Genomic DNA, 13,586 nt, shown 5'->3' with positions numbered 1-13,586 from the left:
TGGAAAATAATTTCTTAGGCAGGTAAATGAGACTTAAAAATCTAGCACTTATTTGGTTATTGGTCTTTTGTGGCAGTAGCGGAACGCTCCTGGCCCAATTTGATCAAGAAAGATTTGGTAAAAATAGGATTCAATACAAAGAAAAGGATTGGTATTATTTTACCTCCAACAATTTTGAGGTTTACTATTATGACGGAGGACAAACCAATGCCCGAAGGGCGATTGATTTTTTGGAGGGCGAATTTGATAATTTAACGCAGTCTATCGGGTATGTGGCCTACACCAAGCCAAAAATTTTTATTTACAATTCCAATCAGGAATTGTTGCAGAGCAACCTTAACCTCAATGAAAATAATTTTACAGTAGATGGGCAAACCTTTTTCAGCAAACTGCTGGCAGAAGTAGCCTATTCAGGTTCTTGGGAATCTTTCAAAAAGGAGTTACTCTACAATACCTCCAAAATTATCATTGAGGAGATGTTGTATGGTTCGAGTATTTCGGATGCTTTTCAGGCCAATCTGGTAAATAATTTTCCCGATTGGTTTATTGATGGTGCAGCCCTTTATCTTGCCAAGGGTTGGAGCCGGGAAATGGACGATTTTGTCCGACACTACCTACGGGATAATGAAAACCCCAAGCTTTTCAAATTGCAAAATGAAGAGGCAGGTTTGGTCGGGCAGTCTATATGGAATTATATTGTAGAAAAATATGGCAAAAGATACATTTCTAGTATTTTGAACCTCAGCAGGATAAATAGAAATGAAGAAAACAGCATTTCCAATACACTGGGTAGGAGGTTTAAGGATTTTACCAATGAATGGAGAAAGTTCTATACCGATATAAACCAGGATGTATTTCAAAATTTCAAGGATCTGGACGAAAGCAATGTTATTGTAACAACCCCTAAGAACAGGTTTGGTGCCATATCGGGTTTAAGCTTCAGCCCGGATGGTAAAAATCTCGCCTACATACAAAATACTGAAGGAAAATTCAAAGTCAAAATCAGGGAATTAAACAGTAACAGGGAGAGGGTAATTTTCAAAGGAGGGTATTCTTCTTCCGAGCAAGAAGCAGATTATTCCAGTCCGGCCATCGCCTGGCGTGATACGTTGAACCTGGTGATAGCCACGTTCAAAAGAGGGGTAACTACCCTGAGGATGCGGGCAATTGATGGCAGCAGCCAGGATAAAATATTTCTGAGAAATATTACGCAAATTTTAGACCTTGATTTTGCACCGAATGGTCAAACAATGGTGCTTTCCGCAATCAATAACGGGCAAACTGATATTTACACGCTCAATATGAGGGGGCAGGGTAGGAGAATTACCAATGATGTTTTCGATGACCGTACGCCTATTTACCTCAATGATTCAACAATTATTTATTCTTCTAATAAAACAGAACTTCCGGATAGCTTGATGACAGGGGTAATAGATGTGAACAATCTTCCAGATTATTACAATTTGTTTCAATTGGATCTTGGAGATTCTATTTCGGAGAAGCGGTTAACCAATCTGAATCACATCAACTTGCTTCCTAAGAAGTTGAATAATGCCACCATTCTTCACCTCAGTGAGCAGAGTGGAATAACCAATATCATGAGGTTGGGATTGGGAAGCAATATTTCCAGTCAGGTTTCTGCATTCAATAAAAGTCTGGAATCTTTTGACTATGATGTTGAAAACAACAAATGGGCCTATTCCGTAAGGGATGGCAGGCAAAGCATGCTGGTCTTGGAAACCTTTCCAAATATGGACCAGTTTACTCCAAGTACCCCTAGAATTCAGTTAAAGCAAGCCAAAATGCTTAATGAACGGATTTCTAATCGCAGGATTCAAAGGGGAGAGGAAGAGGATCCTGATGCAGAAGATCGGGAAACGGAAGAAATATCGGTGGCTCCTTCCATCAGTGAGGAGAATTTAATACCGGAGGTCACAGAAGCGGACACAAGCCTTTCCGGTATCAATTTGGAGAGCTTGATGTTGGGAGATGTGGTGCCGGATACTTCAGCAGTGCAGCCTATGGAGTCACAGCAGCCGGTGCTTCAGGATACCATTCCCCAATCAGAGGCACCTATGACTGGAGCCATAAATGTGGATAGACTCCGGTTTGAGAGGGAAGGGGGATTGGATACCGATAATTATGTTTTCGATACGATACCATCCTTGTATGGGCAGGAGTCTTCCAGGGCCGAGCAGGAAGACACTTCTCTTGCCGAAAGAAGAAGTAATATTTTAGATGCTTTCAGGCAGCAGAATATGGTCAAAAGGGTACAAGGGCCCAGAAATTATATTCCCCAATTTATAACCACTAGTTTGAACACTTCTTTTGTAGTGGATCCGCTGCGGGGTTTTGGGATTAATCTAAGTGGTAGAATGACAGACCTGCTGGACAATCATTCCATAAGAGGGGGTATCATGGCTGCCATGGACTTTAGGTCAGGGAGTGACATCCATTTTGAATATGAATACCTGAAATACCGACTGGATTTCAGGGGTAGATTTGATAGGAGGGCTTTGATCATGAGAGAGGGAAACCTGACTGAACAGAAGTATGTCCTCACCAAATCAGAAGTAGGGGTATCTTACCCCTTATCGGTAAACACCAGAGTGAGTTTATCACCATTTGTAGCCAAATCGCAGTATTTTAATTTAAATCCTGATTCGATATTGAGAGGGGGAGATGGTCCTCAAAGCCGGCTCGATATCAATTACGCCGGTGGCAGGGCCGAGTTGGTGGTCGATAAAACCAGACAGCTTGGACTTTATATGGAACAAGGGTTGAAAGGCAAAATAGGAATGGTTCATTATCAGGGTTTAAACCTCTCCGAACGTTCTTTTAGCAATGTATACCTTGATATTAGAAATTATCAAAAAATCCATAAGAACATCACCTTTGCCACCCGTTTATTCGCAGGAAGTTTCTTCGGCAATAACCCGCAAAAATACCTGGTAGGCGGTATGGACAACTGGTTGTTTAATCAGTTTTACCAACCCCCTACAAACCGTCCTGAAGTATCGCCCCTCCGTAATGAAAATTGGGTGGAAAACTCTAATTTGCTGTTTGCGGAGTTTGTAGACCTGCGTGGTTTTGATTACGATGAAATAAGAGGAAACAATGTGATAACTTTCAGTGCAGAATTGAGAATTCCTTTGTTTTCCTATCTTTCCAGAGGGAATATTACCTCGAATTTCGTCAGAAACTTTCAATTGGTAGGTTTTTATGATACCGGTTCCTCCTGGACCAACTCCGCTCCCTGGGAGCGGGTTAACGACCAGAATACAGAAATCATCAACACAGAAGGTTCTCCCTTTGTGATTACCTTGAATAATTTCAATAATCCTTGGTTGCAGAGCTATGGAGCAGGCATAAGGACGGTTTTACTCAACTATTATGTGAAGGTGGATGCTGCCAGACCTATCAGGAATTATTCGGTAGAAAAGACGAGATTTTATGTAACTTTGGGGTATAATTTTTAATTACAAAATCTTTTTTAGATGATAAAATCAATGACAGGTTTTGGTCTTGCAGCCTTTGAGGACCAGGATTATTCCATTCAGGTTGAAGTCAAAACCCTCAATTCCAAGTTTCTTGATCTCAGTTTCAGATCTCCAAAACAGTTTTCAGATAAAGAAACAGAGGTAAAAACCTTGGTGTCTGCTGTCCTGGAAAGAGGGAAAGTGAATGTTTCGGTAGATTTCATTTCCAAAAAAGAAGACGAGCTCCCTATAGTGATTCAGGAGGAATTGTTTGAGAAATATGTTCGGAAATATTCAGATATGGCCAAATCTGTGCGGATAGAAACACCTGAGTTGTTTAAACTGGCACTGCAATCTCCCAATGTGATTTTATCCAACACCGAAAAATCAGATTCAATAGCCTCCTGGGAGAAAGTAAAAGAAGTATTGGAAAATGCCTTGCAGGATTGTGATGATTTCCGCAGAAAAGAGGGGGATGTATTGATGAGAAAATTCAGGGAAAGTTTACATTTAATCGAAGGAAGCCTTGAGCATATTCAGGAATTGGTCCCCAAACGTAAAGAGCGTTTGGTAAATAAAATAAAAAATAACTTTTCAGACTGGGTGAAAGAGCAAGCATTTGATGAAAACAGGTTTGAACAGGAACTGATTTATTATTTTGAAAAACTTGATATTTCAGAAGAGATAGTACGACTGGATGCACACCTGAAGCTTTTTGCCACTGTTTTGGATTCCGGTCGTTCGGAAGGCAAGAAAATGGGTTTCGTAAGTCAGGAAATGGGAAGGGAAATCAATACCATCGGGTCCAAGGCCAATGATGCAGCTATACAACACCATGTAATCAACATGAAGGACGAATTGGAAAAGATAAAAGAACAGGCTTTAAATATTCTTTAACAAGGCAGTCGGGACTTTACCTGGCTGCAAATTTAATCAATTCTTGTAAATCAATAAGATCCAGACTTTTTTCATGTGTAGCTTCAAGCACAACTTTGGGAGCAACTCCTGCATGATAAGCCTGAATCCATCGTGTCAGGCAGAGGCACCATTGATCACCCGGTTTTAATCCGGGAAAATCAAATTCCGGTCTGGGTTTGCTTAGGTCATTTCCTACTGATTGGCTAAATTCAAGAAAAGCTTCAGTCATGATAGCACAGACAGTATGGGTACCTGTATCTCCCTTTCCTGTCCTGCAATAACCATCTCTAAAGTACCCTGTTACCGGCTTAAAACAGCAGGGAGTAAGGGGTTGTCCGAAAACATTATTAGCCATAGATAGCTGTGGATTAAATAAAAAATGCCATAGATGGGATATCTATGGCATTTTTAACTGATTATCAATGGAATTTAATTAACTCAATTGGAACCTGATAGGTAATCTCATTTTTACCCTTACAGGACGTCCTCTTTGTCTTCCTGGTTCCCATGCGGGAGCATTCCTAACAACTCTCATGGCTTCCTCATCGCATCCGCCACCAATTCCCCTAAGGATATCTACATCTTGTATGGAACCATCTGTATTAACGACGAATACAACGTACACGGTACCTTCTATGCCCATCCTTCTTGCCTGAGTCGGGTATTTTAGGTTTTTGGATAAGTACTTATTCCAACCTTCCATCCCTCCTGGAGGAGTAGGCATGTTTTCCACCACGTCAAAAATCTCGTCAGCTTTCTCTTCAACTGGCGCTTCTGCAATCTCAACTTCCTTGATTACAGTTTCTTCCTGCACATCAACATCGAAATTTACCTCAATCTTTTCTTCAATCTCCACTTCATCAGGGATTTCCTTGATTTCAGGTTGTTCCACTGGTGGTGGCGGTGGTGGTGGTTGTTCCGTAATTGGAATATCCAGCAATTCTTCAAAATCATCATCGATCGATCCCAAATCTTTGAGCAGGCCATCGTCATAGGACCTGTATTCAAAGGCAAATAGAACCAGACCGACACTGACCATCAAGCCAAGGTTCAGGAACATGCCTGTTTTCTTGGTCAGATCAGCTTTGGGTGTCTTTTTAGCTTCCATGTTATAACTCCTTTTAATTTGTTGATTCAGCTTTTAATTTACAAGTAACAATCATAACAAATTATTTTTATTTATACAAGAATGCTACTCTTCTTATTCACGTAAACAAAAATAATTGTTCCGATAGTTCCCCCCAATATATTGGTCACAATATCCAGATAGTCAAAAGACCTTCCGGGCACTAGTATTTGCAAGTACTCTGTAAAGATAGCAATAAAAATCCATAAAACTAAGTAATTAGTAAACTTTCTTTGTTTTTTCTTGCTTTCATCCGGAAGTTGCCATCTGATGACCCTGTTCCATAAGAAAGCCATACCTGAAAACATGCCAAAATGGATCAATTTATCCGACCCGTAGAATTTCGGGATATCCGGTACTTCACTGCCCGGACTAAACAAGGCATACACCATGCCAAGTGACCAGATCACAGCAGGAAACAATGGATGCTTCAAAACGACCTATTGTCCAATAATAGCCATGTACTCTTCAGGAGATAACAGGGAAAGAGAAGTACCTTCTTCTATTTTGATTTTGATCATCCAGCCCGCTCCATAAGGATCATCATTGACCAATTCAGGTGAAGCTTCCAACTGCTCATTCAATTCCACAACCTCACCGGTTAGGGGCATAAAAAGATCAGAAACGGTTTTTACTGCCTCCACCGTGCCAAAAATTTCACCTGTTTCCAGACTTTCGCCTACTGTATCGACTTCTACAAAAACAATATCGCCCAATTCTTTCTGGGCAAAGTCCGTGATACCCACAGTAGCAATATTTCCTTCAAGGCTGACCCATTCATGGTCTTTGGTGTATTGTAGTTCTTTTGGAAAATTCATTTTTTATCAGTTAACGGTTCAAAAATACGATGATTCTGGATAGGACAAAATTATTCACTCAAATTAAATGTCAATTGGCCGCCAAATGAAGTAGAACTTCTGCGGAATGCGGTGGATACTTTAGGATCATTGATTGTTCGGTCGAAGTAAAATTGAATGTTAAGTTTTTGATTGACCACATATCCTATACTAGGCCTCAGCTGTATGTTAAGGTTTCCATTGGTGAGGGTGCTTTCACCTTCAAGTTTTCTTTGTACGGTATTGGTATCCACTATGCTGGTAGAAATCCTAATGGTAAGGTCATTGTTGAGCACTTCCTGCCGGCCCTGTATCTTGAATGGTACTTTCACCCCTGCCTTGGTATAGCCCAGATTAAAGCGAAAATCCTGGCTGTTTTGTTCGGTTACCTGGGCGTTGGAAAAATTCAAACCGATATTCCTTTCCGTATTGTATTCAAAACTGATGTTCATGCGGTCTTTGGTGAGCAAATCCACACCGATAAGGGGTGCAAATCTCTCTGAAATTACCACATCATTTAAAATAAAGATGGGTATATAAGAACCGAATTCGTCTGTCATACTGGGCAAGGGAAGTTGCTGGAGTGTGTTGTACAGTTCCAAACCTTCCTGATAAATCAGGGCATTGGAGAAATTACTAACCTCATAATCGGATTCATAATTATGGGTCAGGTTAATGGAAGAGAAATAGTCACTTAAGGCCGGAAGCCTTGCCAAACCACGGTATTCCACCCTCCAGTTTGGTAAGGGGAATTTAGGAAATGGATTCAAGTCTATTGCAGAAGCGGTCTTCCCGGAATAGGCGGCCAGAAATGCCGGGATCAATACGTTCTGACCGTTTATTTCATAGGCCCCACCGGGATTTTCTGCTTCCAGCCGGGATTGAATGATGCTTCGGTAATTTTCAAAGTCTGTAAAAAGAGGGGAGACATTTTGCGTGTCCTGCCGTTTAAATACCGTTTTTAAAACGTTATAGCTGATGCTGTAGGATCCCATCCGGTTTGGGTTTACCGAAGTAAAATCTTCTGTACCGGGCCCGGTTCTTCTGAATATTTCGCTGTAATCTCCATTTTCTCTCTTCCGAAGGGTCAGTGTAATTCTAAAGTCCTTTAATGGCTCAACCAATGAGCTAATCTGTAGGTTTTTTGATTGATTCTGGCGAAATGCCTGGGTAAGGGAGGTACTGGCCGCCAAAACACCACGATTGGCCAGATCAAATCTGATATCGCTGTTTTGGCTTCCCAGAAGGAAACCCAAACCAGGGTTCAAAAAGCTCCTGTCCAAACCGAATAGCCCTGTGTTGGGCAGGTATCCAGGCAGAAATGTACCCTCCGTAATTCGGTAACTGAAATTGACTTCTTTAACCATCATCAGAAATCTCAATAATTCAGCTCCAAATCCTTCGGTTGAAATTACCTTTTCTTCCTCTTCATCTCCCGCTTCTTCAGCATTGGTATTTTGAGGAGCGGGTCTTCCGGGTATATTCGGTCGTTTAGGTGCATTCAGGGCATTGAGTCGTTTGTTTTTGTTGTACAGTTGTACCAAATCCAATTTGCCTGAGATTGATCTGTCTCTTGTATTCTGAATGACATTTCCCAGGGTATCCTTTTGCCCTATGGCTCCGGTAATCCAGCTGTAGGTCGCCTCATACCTCAAATCTGCACTGATCCAGTTGGTGAGGGGGGATTTGTCCAGCGGTAACCTGTAGTTGGCCACAGCCTGCTGGTTGTAGTTGGTGGTTCTTCCCAGGTTTTTGATGTTGTTTCGCAAGGAATCCAATTTGCCTTCGGTATCCAGGTCTCCTTCAGGTTCGTCCACTATGGCATTGACGCTGGAATTGACATCGAAGGACAGGTTTTCGGTAAGGTCCCAATTGAGGCTGTAAAAACGGTTGATGTAAAAGCTTTTTTGAAAAAGTGGATCCACCCCTGCGGTACTCAGCTGGTCGTTGCGGTTTTGGGTACGCATAAACCTCCGGTCTACATCTAACCTTGCAGAAACAAGGCTTGGCGCAAAGTTGATGTTAAAATCCCGGATCAACTGCAGGTGGTCACTTCTCAGAAAGCCCATTTGCTTAAATGGTTCTACGATAAGTGGATCAGGCTGATAGCTGTAGGCGATACTCCCTCTATAGGTTTCAAAATTATAGCTTTCCAACTGAATATTGCTTTGCTTGACGGAGCCGTAGGCATAAGAAAACGAGAAATTTTCCAGGTCATATAGCCGGTTAGTTTCTTTATCGGGATTCTTTATCTTCCTTACATTGTTCAGGCTGAAATTTTTCCGTTTGGACTGGTCCAGGACCAGGTTTTGATAAGCTTCCCGCTCTGCATCTGACTGAAATTTTTGTAATGCTATTTCAAAAGGAACATCGGGATTTAACGGATCAAATTCTGGTTTGGTAGTGGAATTTTCCACACTGATGTACATGGGGATACTAACGCCCAATCCTTTTGGTAATATTTTGTCCACATTGATATTTGCCGAGATATCGTACTGGGTAGTAGCCTCTCTGGCCCTTTCCGAAAGCCGGGTTTCCAGTCCGCCAAAACCAAAGGTATTGTGCCTGATGGAGGATGAAACTGTTGCCACATCAGCTATTTGGGCGTTTAATCTGGCATTGGCAGCCCATCCTGAAGATTTGTTAAAGTCTGTTGCCCGTAATTCATTGGCCCAAACACATACAGATTTGCTGACCCCTCCTGTATTTCCCGGATTTCGGATACCTATCATCATGCCCTGGATAAAGTTCAGTTCAGGGCGTCCCACCACGGTTACTTTATATTGCCGCACCTGGATGGAGTAGGGGAGGTTTTGGGGTCGCTGGTTGTTGTCCCTTTCTGCTTTTACCCCAACTATTTCATCTATTCCGATATCGATTTCGTTTTCCAAAGGCCAGATCTGCCTGGGGTCCCGCGTTCCTGAAGGTGTGATAAATAAGGGGACTTCTATTTCATAATAATTGTCCGTATAATCGGTTCCTATTCTCAAAAAACCCGTCAACTCTCCGTCATTGGCATCCTGGCTATGGGCATGGAGAAACATTTTGAGCCTGCCATATTGCACCAGATCCTGGCTTACATTTTTAAATACAGCCCTGGAATCCCTGCTTTGCAGGTTTTCTACACAAAGTCTCAGGGATTGTTCGTTTAGTTGTCGTTCTACGGTGGAGGTGTTGTCCCTGTCTCTGAAAATCCCGGGCGGCAAAACATAAGGACTTTGATTTTCACTTCCCTGTCCGTTTTCTTCAATATTAACAACACCTACTGTGAAATTTGAATTATCAGGTTCGGGAATTTCGGAAAAAGTTTTATCAAAAAGGGATTCCTGGAAAATTCGCCATTGACTACCAACCAACCTGAATTGGCCCATTCTCAATACCACGGGCTGCTGGAAGTCGGTGAGGTAGGTTCGGATAAAACGGATAGATTTAAAACCGGAAATATTCCCATAGGTAGCGTCAGGTTGCCTTACCGGAATACGGAAGAGGTACCAATCCACCTCTTCACCATTTTCCACATGAGTGACACGGTCTACAATATTGTTTTCTCCCACCTCAAGACCACTGGGGCGAAGGTCAATCTCATACTCGTAGTAACTTTCTACTTCGTTGATGGTATTGTCATTGTTCAGATCCTCATTGTCCGGTACATTGGATCCTGATGGCGTGTAGGCCAGGTTGGTGTTGGCGGTGATGGGTGTATTGCCTTCCAGTCCATTGAATTTTTTATATCTCTCCAGGATTTTAACATCATTCTGATCAAATTCTTCATCCAGGTAATATTGGAAATTATCAGCGGCGGGATCTTCCATGATCGATTCCATCGCCTGAGGGGTCACGTTCAGCCTGTTGAGGAATCGATCTTCGTAAAATGAAGCTTCTTCAGTATTGCTTAATCCGTTCAGCCCCACATCCTGATTTTCCCTGGCTTCAGGTGAATTGTCAAATGCAGGGGTCAGAAATTGCTGATTGGTGATTCTGCCCCATTCATTGGCAGTTGTTCTGTCTTCAGAACCATCGGCAGGGAGGCCATTTTCAAAGGCATGCCTGCCGTCGACGATTACATCCTCGGATATTTCTCCCAAATTGAATACCAATTTGCCTCCGGTGGTATTGTTTTCATTGAAAATACCATCCAATACCCTGCCATTTGGCCCTGAAATAAAAGGGTCCATCAGCCAGAATTCTATGTATTCGATATTGGTTCTGTCGAAATCTACTTCCGAAGTAATGGCCCTGGTCACCCCGCCATAATTTTCTCTGGGGTTGGGCAATAAGCCTGATGCATCCAGAGCTGGATTGAAATTATACATGCCCCGTTCATGGGGGAAATAGGCCATTTCAAAGAGAGGTTCAGGCGTAATCAATACATCCCTGTTTCTTCCCCTGAAAATTTCCTGGGGCAAAACCCTTCTGACATAATGATTTCTCCGGTCATCATTGGTGATGTTGGGAGGGACCCCTCGACCCGCAGGCCGATAAAATACATTATCTATGGTATACCAGGAAAGCCGGGCTCTTTTGTAGGCATTGCCCAATCGGTCTTCTGTCTGCTGACTTAAGTCAAATTCATTGTCGTCGGTGGCGGGAGTGGTGGCCAGGTTCCAGTTCTGGGGAGCTGAACCCAGATTAAAGGGAATGATGGCCGTTTCAAAATCATCAATGTAGGAAGCTCCTTCTCCATCTACCTGGTTGGAGGTGCCCGGTATCAGATGTGCAAATTCCCCATTGAATTGCACCAATGAGGCCTCCTTGGTCTCTGTAAATGGAAGGGCGTCGGCCAGTTTGGTAAGAAACAGAGATTCCTCATCATAATTCACGTCAAGGCCCCACAAGGAATTTCTCAAGGTCTCGTTACCGGTGGCAATTCTGGAAATATTGGGCCGTTCATTCAGGTAAAGAAAGGTTCCTCCTATGTTGAAGTTTTCATTGACCATGTAATCCAGACGGGTGCCTAACAAGCTTCGGGTTTGAAAGGATACCAGATCGGCTTTTTCAAAACTGACACTGATCCTTTTCCCCGATTGAAGGATACCTTCATTAATGATCACTACCCGTCCAATATTGTAATCTACTGTGTAATCTACTCCTTCCGTTAGCGGGATATTTCCTGCAGTGACCAATACGGAGCCTTCACTGATATTGAGTCCGGGCAGCATGATTTCAGACGCAGAACCTGATGTAAAGCTTCCCTTAAGAAAGTATTTGTTCAGCCGGGTGACCAGTTCAGCATCTGCCTGGGTGGTACGGTAGAGGGTGTCATAGACAAACTTTTCCTTAAGGTTGACTTCAGAAGGGAGGAAATTTTCTTCAAGTGTGCTTCCAAATGGCTCTAAAACCGGAAAAATAACCAAACCTTGATCCGGAACGATGGTTAGCCCCTGCACATAGTCAAAATTACCATCAGGTTGGGGATCATTCTGCGGATTTAAGTTGTCCAGTTTAAGCAGGCGGATAAGGGGAATATCCTTGACATTCTGCCCCTCCAATAAACTTGGGTTGTCCAGGCCTGTTCGGTCATCCCGGTAAATGATTTGAAGCTGAAAGCCCTCTTTCTGAATTTGGTTGGCATTCAGGTTGTAAATGTTTTTCATCATCAGGTCCCAGGTTGGGATACGGGTGTTGATCCTGGCTGGTCGCAGCATTTTGAGGAAGATCACATTGTCTTCCGGCCTGTTTTGATAGTCTTCCGTCAATTCACCTACCTTATAGCTCTGACCATTATAGGTGTATTCGTAAGAAACGGCAATGACCTCATCGTTTTGAAGTTTTCTGGATAAGCTGAGATACCCCAGCTGCCGGTGAAAGGTATATTCGTTTTCTGCCAGTTTACGGGCACCGTTGATTTGTTCAAATTCCACTCCTCTTTCCAGTCCCAAATCCGTACTGATGGCATTGGCAGCGGTCTCAAAATCCCTGTAGGCCGTGTTGTTCCTAAGGGTATTGAACAATTCATTGGCACCATTGGCAGCAGGAGATTGGGGGTTTCCCTGGCCTATTCCCGGATTTTCCGGATTATAGATCCGCTGTCCTTCTCCCAGGTCCATGAAGGCAGCGAAGTTTCTTAGCGTCTGCGTGTTATTGGCCCTGTTCATGATATATACCTCTACCCGGGTTATTTGCACCCCGGAAAGCACTTGAGGCAATCCCCTTAACCACCTTTCAAAATTATTGCGAAAAAAATGGCTCAGGAAAAAATGCCTGTTTTCATCATAAGCCGATGCCCTTACTTCAAATGGCCTTCCCTGATTCCCTCCTTCGAGTACTATTTCATCCCTTCTCCCTCTTTGGGTAGAGGCTACTGTAGTCATGAAAAGCTTGCCAAACTGCATTTGGGTTTTTACGCCAAAAAGGTTTTGAGCTCCCTGGATCAGGCTGTTTTGAACCGGCATGCTGACGTTACCGATTTCAATGGTTTTTAAAATATCTTCTTCAAAGCCGGCATATTCGACTTTGAGTTGATTTTCAAAATCAAAAGAATTATTGCTGTCAAAATTCGCACCGATACGCACCTTCTGACCCAGCATGCCGTTGACGCTCATTTGGATTTGCTGGTTAAAATTAAAGCCACCGTTTCTTTGCTGCCTGATGGGTATGGACGGGTTATCAATTCTGCGGAATATGCCTCCAAAATCCAGGTTAACATTCCCGGTTGGAACAATGGTGATTTCACTTCCTCCAAAAATCCTGTCAAAGGTGGGACTCATTGTAATCGGAGGGATCAATCCTCTTCCCCCTACAGCACTTTCTCCATCAAGCCCCCGGGACCTGTTCCTCCAGTATTCCTGTCTGATGCGTAACTCCTGCATGCGGGAATAATCCTCAAAATCCAGGGAATACCCTGGATCCAGGGCCGCTGAATCCTGATTTTGATAGATCCTGTACCTTACTGCTGTATCTACTTCCACTTCAATTCTTTGGTTTCTCTGGGGCCGGAGAAGGAAGGGGGATTGCTTTTGAAGAAAAGGATTTTGGGAAGGATACAGGGGATTGGTATTCAAATCATCCCATAGTAGAAAAGATGGCAAATCCTTTCTTTTGGACAAGGTATCCAGGCGGTCTGGTAAGGAGTCTGTGGGGTTTGTGGCAGGCTCCTGAAAAGCATGAGCCCCGGACAAGGACATGCCGAACATCAGGCAAAACATTCCCCCAAAAAGAATGATGTGCTGATGAAATGACTTTATTCTCCAAAAAATATTTGAGAAAGTAAAGGTCAATGTTGCTCGT

The 13,586-nt window shown here is 43.0% G+C and carries 7 protein-coding genes; 2 read left to right on the top strand and 5 right to left on the bottom strand.

Translation table 11 applies throughout. From position 1 onward, the window contains the following. Positions 1 to 26: 26 nt before the first annotated feature. Both HUJ21_RS08320 and HUJ21_RS08315 read left to right on the top strand, forming a co-directional pair. Positions 27 to 3,479 (top strand): biopolymer transporter Tol, encoded by a 3,453-nt coding sequence (locus HUJ21_RS08320; RefSeq protein WP_291368685.1) that lies wholly within the window; start codon positions 27 to 29, stop codon positions 3,477 to 3,479. A gap of 18 nt (positions 3,480 to 3,497) precedes the next feature. Continuing rightward, positions 3,498 to 4,376, top strand: coding sequence for a YicC/YloC family endoribonuclease (locus HUJ21_RS08315; RefSeq protein ID WP_291368683.1), 879 nt, complete (start codon positions 3,498 to 3,500; stop codon positions 4,374 to 4,376). Positions 4,377 to 4,392: 16 nt separating this feature from the next. On the opposite strand, the gene HUJ21_RS08310 is transcribed toward HUJ21_RS08315, so the two are convergent. The 5 genes from HUJ21_RS08310 to sprA form a co-directional block, all read right to left on the bottom strand. After that, positions 4,393 to 4,752 (bottom strand): DUF2237 domain-containing protein, encoded by a 360-nt coding sequence (locus tag HUJ21_RS08310; protein WP_291368681.1) that lies wholly within the window; start codon positions 4,750 to 4,752, stop codon positions 4,393 to 4,395. A 78-nt stretch (positions 4,753 to 4,830) separates the two neighbouring features. After that, entirely contained in the window at positions 4,831 to 5,505 is a 675-nt protein-coding gene (locus HUJ21_RS08305; RefSeq protein WP_166143109.1) for an energy transducer TonB, read from the bottom strand. A gap of 71 nt (positions 5,506 to 5,576) precedes the next feature. Continuing rightward, complete coding sequence (locus HUJ21_RS08300; protein WP_291368678.1) at positions 5,577 to 5,957, bottom strand: VanZ family protein; 381 nt, start codon at positions 5,955 to 5,957, stop codon at positions 5,577 to 5,579. A 6-nt stretch (positions 5,958 to 5,963) separates the two neighbouring features. Continuing rightward, complete coding sequence (gene gcvH / locus HUJ21_RS08295) at positions 5,964 to 6,341, bottom strand: glycine cleavage system protein GcvH (RefSeq protein ID WP_291368676.1); 378 nt, start codon at positions 6,339 to 6,341, stop codon at positions 5,964 to 5,966. Positions 6,342 to 6,391: 50 nt separating this feature from the next. Beyond that, the gene (gene sprA / locus HUJ21_RS08290; RefSeq protein WP_291368856.1) at positions 6,392 to 13,492 is read right to left on the bottom strand and encodes a cell surface protein SprA; all 7,101 of its coding nucleotides are present in this window, start codon (positions 13,490 to 13,492) and stop codon (positions 6,392 to 6,394) included. Positions 13,493 to 13,586 lie beyond the last annotated feature (94 nt).

The organism is Cyclobacterium sp. (assembly GCF_014762705.1).
In the GTDB taxonomy this organism is placed as follows: Bacteria; Bacteroidota; Bacteroidia; order Cytophagales; family Cyclobacteriaceae; genus Cyclobacterium.
The sequence above is the reverse complement of the archived record's forward strand: the minus strand, read 5'-3'. Positions and strand labels throughout refer to the sequence as shown.